11 protein-coding genes are annotated in these 17,002 nt (G+C 66.7%); 7 read left to right on the top strand and 4 right to left on the bottom strand.

What is annotated here, in order from left to right:
* Positions 1-21: 21 nt before the first annotated feature.
* Positions 22-4,326, bottom strand: a complete 4,305-nt coding sequence (locus tag ACQY78_RS01710; protein ID WP_428682154.1) for a M10 family metallopeptidase C-terminal domain-containing protein — start codon at positions 4,324-4,326, stop codon at positions 22-24.
* Between the two features lie 137 nt (positions 4,327-4,463).
* Here ACQY78_RS01710 and ACQY78_RS01705 point away from each other — a divergent pair, with 137 nt between their 5' ends.
* Entirely contained in the window at positions 4,464-5,399 is a 936-nt protein-coding gene (locus ACQY78_RS01705) for a hypothetical protein (RefSeq protein WP_428682152.1), read from the top strand.
* Positions 5,400-5,506: 107 nt separating this feature from the next.
* Here ACQY78_RS01705 and ACQY78_RS01700 read toward each other — a convergent pair whose 3' ends face one another.
* Positions 5,507-6,493, bottom strand: a complete 987-nt coding sequence (locus ACQY78_RS01700; RefSeq protein WP_428682150.1) for a tripartite tricarboxylate transporter substrate-binding protein — start codon at positions 6,491-6,493, stop codon at positions 5,507-5,509.
* A gap of 35 nt (positions 6,494-6,528) precedes the next feature.
* The gene (locus ACQY78_RS01695) at positions 6,529-7,596 is read right to left on the bottom strand and encodes a tartrate dehydrogenase (protein WP_428682148.1); all 1,068 of its coding nucleotides are present in this window, start codon (positions 7,594-7,596) and stop codon (positions 6,529-6,531) included.
* 115 nt (positions 7,597-7,711) lie between these two features.
* On the opposite strand from ACQY78_RS01695, the gene ACQY78_RS01690 reads away from it, so the two are divergent.
* The 4 genes from ACQY78_RS01690 to ACQY78_RS01675 all read left to right on the top strand — a co-directional run bounded on the left by ACQY78_RS01690 (position 7,712) and on the right by ACQY78_RS01675 (position 11,924).
* On the top strand, positions 7,712-9,397 hold the full coding sequence (locus ACQY78_RS01690) for an N-acyl-D-amino-acid deacylase family protein (protein WP_428682146.1): 1,686 nt from the start codon (positions 7,712-7,714) through the stop codon (positions 9,395-9,397).
* A gap of 31 nt (positions 9,398-9,428) precedes the next feature.
* On the top strand, positions 9,429-9,731 hold the full coding sequence (locus ACQY78_RS01685) for a putative quinol monooxygenase (protein WP_298315586.1): 303 nt from the start codon (positions 9,429-9,431) through the stop codon (positions 9,729-9,731).
* Positions 9,728-10,537 carry a phytanoyl-CoA dioxygenase family protein gene (locus ACQY78_RS01680; RefSeq protein ID WP_428682144.1) on the top strand — a complete coding sequence of 270 codons (810 nt, stop codon included), beginning with the start codon at positions 9,728-9,730 and terminating at the stop codon, positions 10,535-10,537. The genes ACQY78_RS01685 and ACQY78_RS01680 overlap by 4 nt, the downstream gene beginning before the upstream one ends.
* Before the next feature lie 202 nt (positions 10,538-10,739).
* Complete coding sequence (locus tag ACQY78_RS01675) at positions 10,740-11,924, top strand: TMEM43 family protein (protein ID WP_428682142.1); 1,185 nt, start codon at positions 10,740-10,742, stop codon at positions 11,922-11,924.
* Positions 11,925-11,927: 3 nt separating this feature from the next.
* Here the strand turns inward: ACQY78_RS01675 and ACQY78_RS01670 are convergent, their stop codons facing one another.
* Positions 11,928-12,590 carry a TetR/AcrR family transcriptional regulator gene (locus tag ACQY78_RS01670; protein ID WP_428682140.1) on the bottom strand — a complete coding sequence of 221 codons (663 nt, stop codon included), beginning with the start codon at positions 12,588-12,590 and terminating at the stop codon, positions 11,928-11,930.
* Positions 12,591-12,700: 110 nt separating this feature from the next.
* Between ACQY78_RS01670 and ACQY78_RS01665 the strand changes: the two genes are divergently transcribed.
* Positions 12,701-13,855, top strand: coding sequence for an efflux RND transporter periplasmic adaptor subunit (locus tag ACQY78_RS01665; RefSeq protein ID WP_428682138.1), 1,155 nt, complete (start codon positions 12,701-12,703; stop codon positions 13,853-13,855).
* 40 nt (positions 13,856-13,895) lie between these two features.
* Positions 13,896-17,000, top strand: coding sequence for an efflux RND transporter permease subunit (locus ACQY78_RS01660; RefSeq protein WP_428682136.1), 3,105 nt, complete (start codon positions 13,896-13,898; stop codon positions 16,998-17,000).
* Positions 17,001-17,002 lie beyond the last annotated feature (2 nt).

The following is a 17,002-nucleotide window of genomic DNA, read 5'->3' as shown; positions in this document are numbered from 1 at the left end:
CGGGGCGTCCCACCTTCGGTATCAGACCATATGGTAGCCGAGGTCGGTATCGGTGAGGCCCGTCACGCCCTTCAGGAAGATCTCCATGCTGGCAGCCTCGGCGGTCTGCGCGCTGCCCGTGTCGTTGAGGTAGAGCACAGTGCTGCCACGCGAGACGAAGGCCACGATCGAGTGGGCGTCGATCGTGATGGGAGCGCTCGTCACGGTCACCATATCGTTGAAGCCGGCGCCGCCAAGTTCGAAGAAGTCGAGCCGATCCTCACCGACGCGGAAGTCGGTGATCGTGTCGCGCGCGCCATGCGTCGAGTGCGAGACGTCGCGGAACACGAACACGTCAGCGCCTTCCCCTCCGCCCATCGTGTCGGCTCCAGCACCACCGATCAACGTGTCGTCGCCGGCACCGCCGCGTAGCGTGTCATTGCCGACCGCCCCCTGCAGCAGGTCGTTAGCTGCCCCACCGATCAGCTTATTGTCGAACTCGTTGCCCATCAGGCTGCGGCCGTCGGCGCCACGTACACGCAAGATCTCGACCTCGAGGCCGTCGCCCAGGATGTAGTCGACCGAGCTGTAGATCGTGTCGGTGCCCTGACCTTCCAGTTCGAAGATAAAGTCATCGGCATTGTCGACATAGTAAATGTCGTCGCCAGCGCCCCCGATCATGACGTCGATGCCCGCGCCACCGTTCAGCACGTCGTTGCCATCTCCGCCATACAGCGTGTCGTTGCCGGTGCCCCCCGTCAGCTTGTTGTCGAGTTCGTTGCCGGTGCCGGCGAAATCGCCCGTGCCAAGGAAGCTCAGGTTCTCGACCTCTGGGGCGAGTGTGTAGCTCGACAAGGTCGTGCGCACCGTGTCGATGCCACCGTTCGCAACCTCCACCACGACGTCGCCGGCATGGTCGACATGGTAGCTATCGTCGCCGTCACCGCCGGTCATCGTGTCAGCGCCGAGCCCGCCCACCAGATAGTCGTCGCCGCCGAGGCCGCTCAGCGTGTCGTCGCCCTCGCCGCCTGTCAGCCGGTTGTCGAGTTCGTTGCCCGTCCCGGGGAAATCGCCAACACCATCGAACCGCAGGTGTTCGACCTCGGCACCGAGCGTATAGCTCGACAAGGTCGTGCGCACCGTGTCGATGCCACCGTTCGCAACCTCCACCACGACGTCGCCGGCATCGTCGACATGGTAGCTATCGTCGCCGTCACCGCCCGTCATCGTGTCGGCGCCGACGCCGCCCACCAGATAGTCGTCGCCGCCGCCGCCGCTCAGCGTATCGTTGCCGGCGCCGCCCACGATCCTGTTGGCAAACTCGTTGCCGCCCAGCGTCAGGCCCGCGGCGCCGGTCTTGGCGCGCAGGACCTCGATCTCCTGTCCAGCCGCAAGCGAGAAGTCGACGCTCGTATAGACCGTGTCGCGGCCTTCGCCGGGCGCCTCGATCACCACGTCACCGGCGTTGTCGACGTAGTAGAAGTCGCCTCCCAGGCCGCCAGTCATCGTGTCGGCACCGAGACCACCGTTCAGCACGTCACCGGCCGAGCTGCCGACCAGCGTATCGTCGCCCGTGGTGCCCGTGGCCAATGCGCCGGCGGTGAGGACGATGTCGTTGCCGTCGCCGCCTTGGTAATCGATCGTGAAGGCGCGTCCGCCGAACAGGAACGTTCTACCGTCGGCCCGCCCCGCGAAGTGACCCACTACCGCATCGTCACCGTCATTATCGACGATCACATACTCACCGGCCGACGGCTTGAAAGAACCGAGCCGCGACAAGGTGAGCTTCACTTCAGCGCCGATCGTCACCGTGCCGGTAACGGCGAGCTGATCGTAGCCGCCGATGCCAGCCATCGTGCCGCCGATCTCGACGGCGAGGATAGAGCCGTCACCGAACGCCATATCGCCCGTGTGCAGGATGCCCGAACTCGCGCCCGCGGCGACCGTGCCGCCGCTCTGCACCACGACAGTGCCCGCCGTGCCGTTGCCACCCAGCGTGCCATCGCCCCCTACCGTGACGTCGCCGGCTTGCGCTCCCGCAGCCAGCAACAGCACGCCGTTGGTGACCGTCCAGCCGAGGCCGCTCGTGTTGCTGCCGCTCACGGTCCAGTAGCCCCCGATGAGACCGAGCGTGGTGAAGCCTCGATAGGAGACGCCGAGTTGGCCGGCATTGAACTGCGACTCCTCGGCGCCACCGAGATAGAGCGCATCGCCGCCGTTGGTCGTGCCGCTGGTGCTGACCACGTCGCCCACGAATGCGTATCCCGTGGCAAGGGTCAGCACGTTGCCGCCACCCGAGAAGTCGATCGCGTTGGCCTGCTCGTAGACAGTCGTGCCGATCATCGCCACGCCGCCGGCGATGGTGCCGCCATTGGTGATCTGCGCATTGCCGGTTGAGACAACGCCGGCGCCGGGAGTTCCATAATAGGTGGTGCTGCTCCCGCCACCAAGGCCGTCATAGCCGTCCCGGCCGCTGGTCGCGCGATAGCCTGCTTCGCCGAGGCTGCCGCCAAGAAGGCCACCCACGCCGCCCAGACCCTTATGGCCTGCCACTATGGAATAGAATGACGAGTTGCTGTTGCCCCCGGTAATCGTACCGGTGTTGATCAGATCGAAATCTGAGCCGATGACGCCCGCACCGCCATCCCCTGCCTCAAGGTTGCCTGCAATGACCCAGCCACCGTCGCCGCCGTTACCTCCGTCGCCTGCCCAGGACCAGCCGCCGGTACCCTGTTCATAGTTGGCGAGCCCCGGCCCACCGTTGCCACCGCGGCCGCCTTCACCGCTGTCACCGGCGGCGCCGCCGTCGCCGCCGGTAATTCTCCCCTCGTTGACCACCGAGAACCTGGTGCCGGCGACGGCGGCCCCGCCGGCGCCGCCATTGCCACCGTAATTGCCCCAGCCGCCATCGCCGCCATCGCCGCTGTCGCCGTTGTTGTTTGGACCAAAATCCCCGCCCAGACCTCCGATGCCGCCCCTGCCACCTTGGCCGCCGTTGCCACCATTCCCGCCTTTGCCACCTGCGCCCCCGGTGATCGTGCCGGTGTTGACCAGATCGAAATCCATGCCGCCGACGGCGACGCCGCCAGTGCCGCCCTCGCCGCCTGCGCCGCCTTTGCCGCCGTCGCCGCCATCGCCTCCGTCGCCCCCATCGGCGCCATAGATGTTGATAGCCCCTACGCCCTCCGCATCGGCTACATAGCCGTCGAAGCCGAAGCCACCGAAACCGCCCATGCCGCCTGCGCCGCCGGCTTCACCATTGGTGCCACCTGATCCCTCGCCGCCACCGATCTTGCCGGTGTTGATTAGTGTGAAGCGCACACCGTCGATGCCTGCAGCGCCATCGCCTCCCTTGACTCCCGCCGCGCCGTCCTGCCCGTCGCCTCCCTCGCCACCAACCTCACCTGGTTGGCGAAAGCCGAGTTGACGTCCCCGCGCTCCCTCGGCACCCGTGGCGGCCGCTGCGCCGGTCTCGCCCGTACCACCAACACCACCTTGGATGCTGCCGGCGTTGGAGATCGTGAAATCCGAGCCCACGACGCCGGCCCCACCGATCGTGCCGGCCGTGTAGAAGCCGTCTCCGCCGGTCACCGTGCCCGTAACCGTGTTGAGAAGTTCGAAACCGATGCCCGCGATTGCTGCCGCGCCGTCGCCGCCATGGCCGAAGTCGCGCCTGGGAACTAAGGGTACGCCGCCGGCACCGCCGTTGCCGCCGATGATTGTGCCGGCATTGACCAGGACATAGTCGACGCCGTCGACGGCGAGGCCGCCGTCGCCCCCATCGCCACCGTCGCCGCTCACGCTCCAGAAGGCCGGAACGTTGCCGTACCCTCCTAGGCCGCCACCCCCGCCGAGGCCGCCCGAGATCGTGCCATCGTTGGCGAGGAAGAAGTCCATGCCCCAGACGCCGCCGCCGCCGTTGCCGCCACTGCCACCATTGCCGGCGGCATCGGCGTCTCCGCCAAAGCCACCATACCCGCCTTGGCCGCCGGCCAGGGTGTTGCCGGCCGCGACGCTCCAGGCGCCGCCCGCGGTGTCGTGAAGTCCGGGGGCGCCGCCGCCGCCGCCCCCGCCACCCGAGCCTTTGGACATCGTTCCGGTCGTCGCGGTGCCGCCGCCTTGGCCGCCCGCGCCATAGCCCTGGCCGCCCGGCTGGCCGGGCTGGCCGGTAGCGGCGAGATAAATAGGCCTGCCGCCGGCATTGGCGGTATCGCCGCTGCCCGTGCCCGCGCCCGCGCCGCTGTAGTGGCCAATGCCGCCCATGGCACCGGTGGTCGAGGGAAGGGCGGTGGCGTCGGCGGTCAGGCGGGCGATCTCGTCGGGGTCTTCGATAATTGAATCGGCCATGGAGCCCTTATGGCGAGGCCAACCGGGCGAGGCAGCGACGGCGAGCCGAATTCCACGGAATTCCGCATTTTTGCGACAGTCTGCGCTTTCTGCGAAAATGGCCCGGGCGAAGACGAATTGCGTTGAGGAGAGTTGCGTTGGCTCGTGACATTGGCAGGAAGCTGCGGCTCACGGCGGCGCTTCTCGGGTCGGGGACCCGCAAGGAACTGGCGTCGGCCTTCCACAAGGCCAATCCGGCAACCGCGTTCGACGTCGTGCGTGCCGACAAATGGCTGCAGGGTCGCGCCAACCCGCGCGGCATGGAAATTTACGACGACTGGGCAAAGGTCCTCGGGATCGACCGACCGGGGCGCTGGATCGCGGACTGCGAGGTCGACGCATTCGTCGAGGAGATTTCGGCCCGCCATGGCCGGGATCGGCAGGAACTAAGCCGGCGCGCCGACGAGGCCGAGGGCCTGACCAGACAGAACACGCCGGGCTCTCATATCGTCGGCACCTATGTCTGTTACTCGCATTCCTGGTCGCCGTACTTCCGCGGCCGGCTGATCCGTGGCGAGTTGTCCGTCTCGCCCAACGCTTCCACCCATCGTCTCAAGGCGAGCTACAGCGAGGTCCTGCCGACTGGCACGATGACGCTGGATGGAACCGGCGCCCTCAACCCCAACGACCTGCGCTTCGAACTGCAGGATCGAACCGGCGGACCGCAGATCGTCACCCTGTGCCTGTTTCCGCCCAAGCCGCCGGCCAGCGTCCTGTGCGGCCTGATGCTGGGAACGGCGTTGATCGGGCCCGAGCCCCAGCCCTCCGTCACCCCGATCGTCATGGTACGCGCGAAGGGGACGCCCGTGCGGCTACGCACGGCAGAAGCCTACCTAGCACTGGATGCATCGATCTCCGATGATCTGGCCGCGGTCGGCGTGACGGTGCTGGACCGCTCAGCGGTGGACCTGCAGCTGAAGGAGTTCCTCGGCAGCAGCACCTACGGCGCGGACCACGTTCCGCTCACCACGCATCGAGCCCTCGTCGACCTGTTCGATCGAAACTGGCTCACCGTTTCCAAGGGGAAAACCTAAGCCGGCATTCCCTGATGATCACCGACGACTGTGTTGCCGGCCTCCACCAGGCCAAACGAAAACGGGCCGCCTGACGAGGCGGCCCGTTTCCTCATACGAGATCTTGGTTACTGCGGCTGGACGCCGGCCGCCTTGATGGCGGGCACCCACTTGTCGATCGAGGCCTTGAGCTGGGCGCGCAGCGCTTCGGGCGTCGCGTCCTTCGGCTCGGGCAGGTCGACCGCCTGCTCGATCAGGCGCGCGCGCACCTTCTCGTCGCTGAGCGCGGTGACCAGCGCCTTGTTGAGCGTCTCGATGACGTTCTTCGGCGTGTTCTTGGCCACGAAGAAGCCGTTCCAGATCGTGACCTCGTAGCCCTTGAGGCCCGACTCGTCGATCGTCGGAACGTCGGGCAGCTGCGGCAGGCGCTTCAGCGTGCTGACGCCCAAGGCCTTGATGTTGCCGCCCTGGATCTGCGGCAGCACGTTCACCGCCTGGTCGACCATGTAGTCGAACTGGCCGCTCACCAGGTCGTTCAGCGCCGGGCCGGTTCCCTTGTAGGGAATCTCCAGCACGTCGACCTTCATCATGCTGTTCAGCATCAGGCCGCCGAGATGCGAGGCGGCGCCGATGCCGGCCATGCCGTACTGCGCCTTCTTCTGGTTGGCCTTCACATAGGCCTCGAACTCCTTGAAGTTCTTGGCCGGCAGATCCTTCTTGGTGACCAGCACCATCGGGTTCGTGCCGCCGAGACCGACCGGCTCGAGGTCCTTCTGGCTGTCGTAGGGCAGCGTCTTGTAGAGCGCGATGTTCACCGCGAGGGTGCCCATGTGCGTGAACAGGATCGTGTAGCCGTCCGGCGTGGCCTTCGCAGCCTTGTTGACGCCGATCGTGCCGCCGGCGCCGCCGACATTCTCGACGATCATCGTCTGGCCGAGCGCCTCGCCCATGCGGGCTGTCAGCACGCGGGCCAGCGCGTCGGTCGGGCCGCCGGCCGCGAACGGCACGACGACGGTGATCGGCTTCGTCGGATAGGCGGTCTGGGCCATCGCGCCCAGGGGCGCGGCCGCCAGGGCAACGGCGGCGGCGGTCGTCAGCAGGTTGCGTCTCTTCACAGGCTTACCTCCCAAGAATCACTGTAACGCGGCTGCTACACCGTCTTCACGAGCTCTGCAATGGCAGCGCCCACGGTTTTGGTGTCGCCGTTGCCGCCCAGATCCTTGGTCCGGGGACCGCCCTCGACCAGGGAGGCCGCGATCGCGCGTTCGATCGCCTCGGCAGCCTCCGGATAGCCCAGTTGACGGACCATCATCGCTCCGGACCAGATCTGGCCGATCGGGTTGGCGATGCCCTTGCCCGCAATGTCAGGTGCCGAACCGTGCACCGGCTCGAACATCGACGGATACTTGCGCTCCGGGTTGATGTTGCCCGACGGCGCCACGCCGATCGAGCCGGTGAGCGCCGGGCCGAGGTCGGAGAGGATATCGCCGAACAGGTTGGAGCCCACCACCACGTCGAACCAGTCCGGGTTGCGCACGAAATGCGCCGTCAGGATGTCGATGTGATACTGGTCGGCCTTGATGTCCGGATACTTCTTGCGCATCACCTCGAAGCGCTCGTCCCAGAACGGCATGGTGTGGATGATGCCGTTCGACTTGGTGGCCGAGGTCACGTGCTTTTTCTTCGTCGTGCTGGCGAACTCGAAGGCGAACTTGAGGATGCGGTCGACACCCTTGCGGGTGAAGATCGACTGCTGAATGGCCATCTCGTCGTCGGTGCCCTGGAACATGCGGCCGCCGATCGAGCTGTACTCGCCCTCGGTGTTCTCGCGTACCACCCAGAAGTCGATCTCGCCCGGCTTGCGGTTGGCGAGCGGCGACGGCACGCCCTCGAACAGGCGCACCGGGCGCAGGTTCACGTATTCGTCGAAGTCGCGACGGATCGGGATCAGCAGGCCCCACAGCGAAACGTGATCGGGCACGCCCGGCCAGCCCACGGCGCCCAGGAAGATGCTCTCGAAGGCCTTGAGCTGCTCCATGCCGTCGTCCGGCATCATCTTCCCGGTCTTCACCAGACGGTCGCACGACCAGTCGAAGTCGGTGAATTCGAGCTCGAAGTTGAAGCGCCGCGCCGCGGCCTCCAGAACCTTCACGCCTTCCGGCAGAACTTCCTTACCGATTCCGTCACCCGGAATGAGCGCGATCTTGTGCTTGGCCATCAATAATCCTCCCGAACCGCGCGGAACGTAGCAGCGCGACCTTGCCATGCAAGCACGGCATTGCCCCTGCGACGCACCCGCGCCAATATGAACAAGCGTTTACCCCGGAGTGGCCATGACCTTCGACCTAAAGATTACCGGCGGCACCATCGTCGACGGCACCGGCAAGCCAGGCTTCGCCGGCGATCTCGGCATCAAGGACGGCAAGGTCGTCGCGCTCGGCAAGGTCGACGGGCCGGCCGCCCAGACGATCGACGCCACGGGCAAGGTCGTCGCACCGGGCTTCGTCGACGTGCACACGCATTACGACGCCCAGATCCTGTGGGACCGGATGCTCACCATCTCGCCCTGGCACGGCGTCACGACAACCGTGATCGGCAATTGCGGCTTCGGCGTCGCGCCGACCAAGGCAATCCACCGCAAGATGATCATGCAGACGCTGGAAAAGGTCGAGGGCATGAGCCTCGAGGCGCTCGAGGCGGGCCTCGGCCTGGACTGGCCGTTCGAGACCTTCCCGCAATATCTCGACGCGCTGGAGAAGCGTGGCTCGGCGATCAACGTGGCCGCCCTGTTCGGCCACACGCCGCTGCGCCTCTACGTGATGGGCGAGGAATCGACCGAGCGTGCCGCCACCGTCGACGAGGTCGGCGCGATGAAGAAGCTGGTCCAGGAGGCGATGGAAGCCGGCGCCATCGGCTTCGGCACCTCCGTCTCGGTCAGCCATAACGGCTATGCGGGCAAGCCGGTGCCCAGCCGCCAGGCAACGCCCGAGGAAATGGATGCCCTCGTCTCGGTCATGGGCGAGATGAAGCGCGGCCTGATGCAGATCACGATCGGCCGCGATTTCTCGACCCGCCACATGGCCGAGGTTAGCCGCAAGTACAATATCCCGGTCACCTGGACCGCCCTGCTCTCTCACCTCTACGGGCCGGGCGGCCATCGCAAGCAGCTCGATCTCGCTGCCGAGCAGCGCAAGTCTGGCGCCATGGTGATCCCGCAGGTGAGCTGCCGGCCGCTCAACTTCGAGGTCACTTTCGCCGAGCCGTTCATCTTCGACGTCATGCCGTTCATGAACGAGCTGGCAAAAGCCGACGCCAAGGATCCCGGCGCCCGCCGCCGCGCCTATGCCGACCCGGCCTGGCGCGAGAAGCTGCGCAGCGAGGTCACGCCGCTCTTCCAGAAATGGTGGGACCGCGTGGTCATCTCGTGGTCGCCATCGCATCGCGAACTCGAAGAGATGCCGCTGGCCGTCGCGGCCGCCCGGCTGGGCAAGGATCCGGTCGATCTCGCCCTGGACATCTCGCTGGCCGACGACCTGAAGACCCGCTTCCGCATGGCCGTCATGAACTTCGATGAGAAGGAAGTGGCCGAGCTGATCACCGATCCGAACACGATCATCGCCCTGTCCGACGCCGGCGCCCATGCCAGCCAGCTCTGCGACGCCTGCTACTCGACCCACCTGCTCGGCCATTGGGTGCGCGACCGCAAGGTCTTCACGCTCGAGGAGGCGGTGCACAACCTCACCCAGCGCCCGGCCGAGATGTTCGGCATCACCGATCGCGGCGTGCTGGCCGAGGGCCGTCCCGCCGACATCGTCGTCTTCGATCCGAAGACCGTGAGCCCCGGCCCGCTGAAGCGCGTCTACGACATGCCGGCCGGCGCCGACCGCCTGGTCTCCGAGGCCAGCGGCATCGATGCGGTCGTCGTCAACGGCAGCATCATCCGCCGGAACAACAAGGACACCGTCGCGGCCGACGACAAGCTGCCCGGTCGTCTGCTAAGACACGGCCGCGCCGCTTGAGGCCACGAAGACTCGCACGAGGGAGACAATCATGATCCACGTCATCGCCATCATCACCGCCAAGCCCGGCAAGCGCGACGAAGTCCTCAAGAATTTCAAGGACAACGTCCCGGCCGTGCATGCCGAGAAGGGCTGCATCGAATACGGCGCGGCCGTCGACATCGATGGCGGTCCGTTCGCCAAGTTCGGTCCGGACACGTTCGTGGTCATCGAAAAATGGGAGAGCATGGACCACCTCAAGGCCCACGGCGCGTCGGAGCACATGAAGGCCTATGCGGCCAAGAACAAGGACCTGCTCGCCGATCGTGCCGTCCACGTCCTGCAGAACGCTTGATCTCCGTCACTGAAACGGACGTCGCCGCGTACGAACGCGACGGCGTCGTCTGCCTGCGCGGCGCCTTCGATGCCGTGTGGGTCGGAATCCTGTGCGAGGCGGTCGAGCGCGACCTCCTCAAGCCGGGGCCCCATGCAACCAACTTCGCGGAAGGCAGCTCGTCGGGCAGGTTCTTCGGTGACATGTTCATGTGGCGGCGGGACAACGACTTCCGCCTCGCCGCCACCACTTCGCCAGCCGGTGAAATCGCCGCTGCACTCATGCAGTCGGAGAAGGTCGACTTCTTCTACGACCAGCTCTTCGTGAAGGAGCCCGGCACGGCGCATCCCACGCCGTGGCACCAGGACCAGCCCTATTGGCCCGTCACAGGCCGGCAGATCACGTCGGTCTGGATCGCCCTCGACGATATCGACCACAGCAACGGCGCGGTCGAATTCATCGCCGGGTCCCATCGCTGGGGAATCAACTACCGGCCAACGCCCTTCCGCAAGGGACACGAAGCCAAGTTCACATCGAGCGACCTCGTCCAGATCCCGGACATCGATGCCGACCGGAGCAAGTACGACATCCGGTCCTGGAAGATGGAGCCCGGCGACTGCCTGGTGTTCCACGCCATGATCGTGCACGGCGCGCCGGGCAACGACACGCCGGGCGCACGGCGCCGCGGCCTGTCGTTGCGCTATACCGGCGACGATGCCCGCTACGACCCGCGGCCCGGCACCTTCCAGTTTCCCCACACACCCGATCTCGCCGCCGGCGCCCCGATGACCTGCGACCTCTTCCCGAAGGTCTGGCCGCGGCGGTAGTGGGCTGAGCGAAGCCCAGCCCGTTGAGCGACAGGCTGCGGCGCTGCGGCTTGGCTACAAGCCGCTGAGCTTGCAATGTCCGAGAGCGCCGAAGGATGCGCGACTGAATCACCGCTCCGGCGGTGACTACGCCGCCACCTCCCCATTTGAATGGGGCGGATGGTGATTCTAGTCTCCGCGCCCGTTTCCGAGGGCAGGTTCAATGGAAGAGCGCGGCGTCGATCAGATCACCGAGGTCACCAGCACATCGTGGTTCGCCCGCCTCGGGCAGGCGATCGTCGGAGTCCTCATCGGCCTCATCTTCATCGTCGTGTCGATTGGCGTGCTGTTCTGGAACGAGGGCCGCGCGATCCGCACGGCGCAGGGCCTGGCCGAGGGCGCCGGCATCGTGCGCAGCGTACCGGCCGAGGCGGTCGACCCCGCGAACGACGGTCGGCTGATCCATGTGAGCGGCATGCTCTCGACGGCCGGCCCGGTGTCCGATCCCGACTTCGCCATGAGGGTGCGCGGCGTGCGGCTCGACCGCCACGTCGAGGTCTATCAATGGAAGGAAGAAACCCACAGCGAGAGCCGTACCCGGCTCGGCGGCGGTGAGGAGCGCACCACGACCTACAAGTATGTGCGCACCTGGTCGGACAAGCCCATCGACTCCGACCGCTTCAAGGAGACGCGCGGCCATACCAACCCGGTGATGACCTACCAATCGCGCGAATCGCTGGCGCCGGGCACGCGCCTCGGCGCCTTCGCCGTCCCTGAGTCGCTGCTGCGGGGCTTCGGCGAGGCAAGGCGGCTGGCGGCGACGGATGCCCAGGTCAACGCCCTGCAGAACCGCGTCACCAAGCCGGTCACGGTGAACGACGGCATTCTCTATGTCGGCCGCGACCCCTCCGAACCGGCGATCGGCGACATGCGCATCTCTTTCTCGGAAGTGCCAGTGCAGCCCGCCAGCGTGGTCGCGGCGCAATCCGGCTCCGGCTTCGCGCCCTTCCCCACCCATACCGGCACCACGGTCGAGCTGATCGCGGCCGGCAGCGTTCCCGCCAAGGTCATGTTCCAGCATGCCGAGGAGGAGAACGTCACCATGACCTGGGTGCTGCGCCTGATCGGCGTGATCTTCATGCTGATCGGGTTCACCTTCGTGCTGCGGCCGCTGGCCGTCGCGGGCAGCGTCATCCCGCTGCTGGGCGACGTGATCGGCGCCGGCACGTTCCTGGTCGCGCTGGTCTGCACGGTAGCGATCGCACCGATCGTGATCGCGTTCGGATGGCTGTGGTACCGGCCCCTGATCGGGATCGGCGTGCTGGGGGTCGGGGCGGCGGCGACCTGGGGCCTGATGCGGCTGCTGCACACGCGGGCGGCGGCGAAGAAGGCCACGCGTCCAGCCTGATCCTCAGTCGGCGCGGATGATGCCCTTCATCACGATGTCGAGCATGCCCGTGCCCAGCAGGTCGCGATTGGACCACGGGAAGTCGGCCTTCAGGATCAGGGCCGACGCGACGCCGTGCATGGCCATCCAGCAGAGCTCGGCGCAGGTGTCTGCCGGGTAGTTGAGCTTGAGGCCCGACGCCTCGGCCTCGGCGATGATCGCGACGAGGCGCTGGAACACGAGGGCGCCACCGATGCCGGGCCGCGTCGGATCGTCCGTCGGCATGCGGTGTCCGAGCTTGCGGACCGATTCGGGAATGTTGGTCCCCAGGAAGATCAGCTTGTATTCGTCGGGATGGGCCAGGCCGAACTTCAGATAGGCCTCGCCGAAGCGCCGAATGCGCTCGCGCGGATCGCTGACGGTGGCCTCGATCTCGCTGATGCTGCCGATCAGGTACCCGAAGGTCTGATCGCAGAGCGCGAGCATCATCTGCTCCTTGTCCTGGAAGTAGAGGTACAGCGCGGGCGCAGACACACCAACCCGGTCCGCGATCCTGCGTATGGTCGTGGCCTCATAGCCCTGCTCGAGGAACAGGACCTTGGCAGCCTGGAGGATCTCCTCGCGCCGGGTATGACCCTCGCCGCGTTTCTTCCGGCCGCCGGTCGCCGCTGTCGAAAAAGCGCTCACCGGGGTTCTCCTACCCTTGACTCTTATATGAACGTCGATAACTTATCAATGGTAAGCTAACGGCGTTTAGATTATTAAGCCCATAGTAAACGTCCGAAGGAAGCCCCGCCATGCGTCTCCCCAACGTTCGGATTCCCCGCAAGTTTCCTTTGAAACTCGTCGTGTTGGGAGCGGTCGGCGTGGCCCTCGCCGGCGGGGCCTTCGCTGCCGTCTCGCTCGTGGGGACGGCGCATCGTCCCACGGCCGGCAGCGAACCGGTCATCCGGCCGGCCCGGGTCGCTGAAATCGCCTACAGGAAACAAAGCCAGGCTCTCCTGCTGGCCGGCACGGTCGTCCCCCGCATCGAGAGCACCCTGGGCTTCCGCGTCGCGGGCAAGATCATCCAGCGCTCGGTCGATGTCGGCGCCGTGGTCAAGCCGGGCGATGTCATCGCTTCGCTCGATCCCTCCGATTACAAGCTCGCCGTCGACAATGCGCGCGCTGCCCTCGCCTCGGCGGAAGCCGACTATGCGCGCGCCAAGGCCGACCATGAGCGCTACCTGAACCTGCGCGGCAGCATGGCCTTCGTGCCGCAGACGCTCGACCAGCGCCAGTCACTGGCCTCGACCGCCCTCGCCCGCGTCGACCAGGCCAGGAGCCAGCTCTCCTCGGCCGAGAATAACCTCGCCTATACGGTGCTGCGCGCCGATGCGGCCGGCGTCGTCACGGCCGTGCAGGCCGAGGTGGGCCAGGTCATGGCGCAGGGCCAGGGGGTCGTCCGGCTCGCCCGACTGGACGAGTTGGAGATCGTGGTCGGTGTCCCCGAGCATCGCCTCAAGGTCGTGCGCGAAAACCCTAAGGCTACTTTCGAACTCTGGTCCGATCCCGGCCGGCATCATGCCGCGAAGCTGCGTGAGCTGTCGCCCAGCGCCGATCCGGTGACCCGCACCTATGCCGCACGCTTCAGCGTCCTCGAGCCGCCCGAGTTTATCGGGCTCGGCATGACTGCGACGCTGGGTTTCGAACGGCCGGACGCAACGCCAGTCGCCGAGGTTCCGCTCTCCGCCATCTTCCAGCGCGGCACGCAGCCCGCCGTCTGGGTGGTTGACCGCGACACCGGCACGGTCGAACTCCGCCCCGTCACCATCGCGCGGTGGCGCGACGACACGGCCGCGATCCTGTCTGGCGTCAAGGAGGGCGAGCTGATCGCCACCGCGGGCGTTCACAAGCTCGAGACCGGCCAGAAGGTGAAGCCGCTCGTGCCGCAGCAACAGGCGGCACGCTAGCGGCCTGCCCCGCCGACGACGCTCCAAGGGGAGACGATCCATGACGACGCGCACCAATCTCTCGGCGCTGGCGCTGAAGTACAGCACGCTCACCGTGTTCTTCATGATCGCGCTGACTCTGGCCGGCTTCTATGCCTTCTTCAATCTCGGCCGCGCCGAGGACCCGCCCTTTACCATCAAGCAGATGGTGGTGTCGGCGGCCTGGCCCGGCGCCACCGCGCGCGAGGTCGAGCAGCAGGTCACCGAGAAGATCGAGACCAAGCTTCAGGAACTCCCCTACTTCTACAACGTCCAGAGCTACACCAAGCCCGGCGAGACGGTGATCTACGTCTCGCTGCGGGACGACACCCCGCCGGGCCGGGTCGCCGACCTCTGGTACCAGGTGCGCAAGAAGGTGGGCGACATCAAGAGCTCGCTGCCGCAGGGCGTGGTCGGCCCCTTCTTCAACGACGAGTACGGCGATACCTACAGCATGATCTGGGCCTTCGAGGCCGACGGGTTCTCAGCCGCCGAGGTCAAGGAGATCGCCAAGGCGGTGCGCCAGCGCCTGCTGCGCGTGCCGGACGTCACCAAGGCCGACCTGTTCGGCCTGCAGGACGAGAAGATCTACATCGAGTTCAGCCACACCAGGCTCGCCATGCTGGGTGTGCCGGTCGACCAGATCCTCGAGGTCGTGCGACGGCAGAACGCGATCGTGGCCACCGGCACCGTCGAGACCAAGGGCGAGCGCGTGGCCGTCAGGGTCGACGGCGCGCCGACCTCGGCCGAGCAGCTGATGGCGCTACCCTTCACCGCCAACGGCCAGACGCTCACCCTGGGCGACGTCGCCGAGATCAAGCGCGGCTACCAGGATCCGCGCCAGCTCGCCATGCGCTTCAACGGCAAGGCGGTGATCGGCCTCGGCGTCGTCATGGCGCCGGGTGGCAACGTCGAGAAGCTGGGTGTCGCGCTCGACAAGACGATGAAGGAGGTTGAGGCCGGCCTGCCGGTCGGGATCACGGTGCATCGCATCGCCAATCAGCCCGAGGTCGTCGCCAAGTCGTTCGAGGAATTCAGCTCCTCGCTGCTCGAGGCGCTGGCGATCGTGCTGGTGGTCTCCTTCGTCAGCCTCGGCATCCGCACCGGCGTGATCGTGGCCCTCTCCGTGCCGCTGGTGCTGGCGATCACCTTCGTCGGCATGCTGCTGCTCGGCATCGACTTCCAGCGCATCTCGCTCGGCGCGCTGATCATTGCGCTGGGCCTGCTGGTCGACGACGCGATCATCGCCGTCGAGATGATGATGGTTAAGCTGGAACAAGGTGCCAGCCGCATGGAGGCCGCGACCTACGCCTACACCTCCACCGCCTTCCCCATGCTGACGGGAACGCTGGTGACGGCCGTGGGCTTCGTGCCGGTGGGCTTCGCACGCTCCGGCGCCGGCGAATATACCAACTCGATCTTCTGGGTGGTCGGTCTGTCGCTGATCATCTCATGGTTCGTGGCCGTCCTGTTCACGCCGTGGATGGGCTACCACCTGCTGCCGACGCCCAAGGTCCAGCACCACGATCCGTACAACGGCCGGCTCTACACGCTCTTCCGCAAGATGGTCACGTGGTGCGTCACCTGGCGCAAGACGACCATCGCCATCACGGCGCTGGCCTTCGTCGGCTCGATCGCGGCCTTCGGACTGGTGTCCAAACAGTTCTTCCCGACCGCCAACCGGCCTGAGCTGATAGTCGACATGAAGCTGGCGCAGGGCGCGTCGTGGGCGGCGACCGACGCCGAGATCCGCAAGCTCGAAACCTGGCTCGGCAACAGCGCCGACGTGGCCTCCTACACCGCCTATGTCGGCGCCGGCAGCCCGCGCTTCTACCTGCCCACGGTGCCAGAGCTTTCGAATGCCAATTTCGGCCAGATCATCGTCATGACCAAGGACCTGGTGGCCCGCGAGCGGGTCGTCGCCGCTCTCGACGACCTCTTCAAGAAGGACTTCGAGGCCGTCCGTGCCCGCGTGCAGCGCCTGCAGAACGGCCCGCCGGTCAGCTACCCCGTCATGTTCCGCGTGCTGGGCGACGACCCGCAGAGGGTGCGCCAGGTGGCGGAACAGGTGCGGCAGGTGTTCAAGGCCGATCCGGCGACACGCGACGTCAACTTCGACTGGAACGAACTCGCCAAGACGGTGCGTCTCGAAGTCGACCAGGCGAAGGCGCGCGCGCTCGGCGTCGATCCGCAGGCGCTGGGCAACACGCTGCAGACCCTTCTGACGGGCATCAACGTCACCCAATATCGCGAACGCACCGAATCGATCGATGTCGTCGCCCGCGCCGTCGCGCCGGAACGGCTGAGCGTCGAGGGGCTGGAGGCGATCAACCTGCGCACCTCGACGGGCGGCGTGGTCTCGCTGGCCCAGCTCGCAACCCTGAAGTTCGAGCTCGAGGAGCCGATCCTGTGGCGACGCAATAAGGACCTGCTGATGACGGTCCGCGCCGGTGTGGCCGACGGCGTGCAGGGACCGGACGTCGCCGCGCGCATCGACAAGGCGCTGGCGCCGGTCCGCGCCAGCCTGCCGCCCGGTTACCGCATCGAGGTCGGCGGCGACCAGGAGGAGTCGGCCAAGAGCCAGGCCTCGATCTTCAAGATGATGCCGCTGATGGCCTTCCTGATGATCCTGTTCCTGATGCTGCAGCTCCAGAGCTTCTCGAAACTGGCGCTGGTGCTGCTCACCGCCCCGCTCGGCCTGATCGGCGTGTCGCTGTTCCTGCTTCTGTTCAACCAGCCGTTCGGCTTCGTCTCGCTGCTGGGCGTGATCGCGCTGGCCGGGATGATCATGCGCAACTCGGTGATCCTGGTGGACCAGATCGACCAGGACATCGCCGCCGGCCACAGCAAGTGGGATGCGGTGATCGACGCCACGGTACGCCGCGCCCGCCCGATCTTGCTGACCGCCGGCACGGCGATCTTCGCCATGATCCCGCTGTCGCGCAGCGTCTTCTGGGGTCCCATGGCCGTCGCGCTTATGGGCGGACTGCTGGTCGCGACCGCCCTCACCCTGCTGTTCCTGCCGGCGCTCTACGCGGCGTGGTTCAGGGTGAAGAAGCCGGCGGACGCCGCCCAGTCCTCGCCGGCCCACCACGCTCCGCCCCCACTCGCGATCGCGGCGGAGTAGCG

This window comes from Reyranella sp., from assembly GCF_965279625.1.
Taxonomy (GTDB): Bacteria; Pseudomonadota; Alphaproteobacteria; order Reyranellales; family Reyranellaceae; genus Reyranella.
This window is presented reverse-complemented; position numbering and strand designations above follow the sequence as displayed.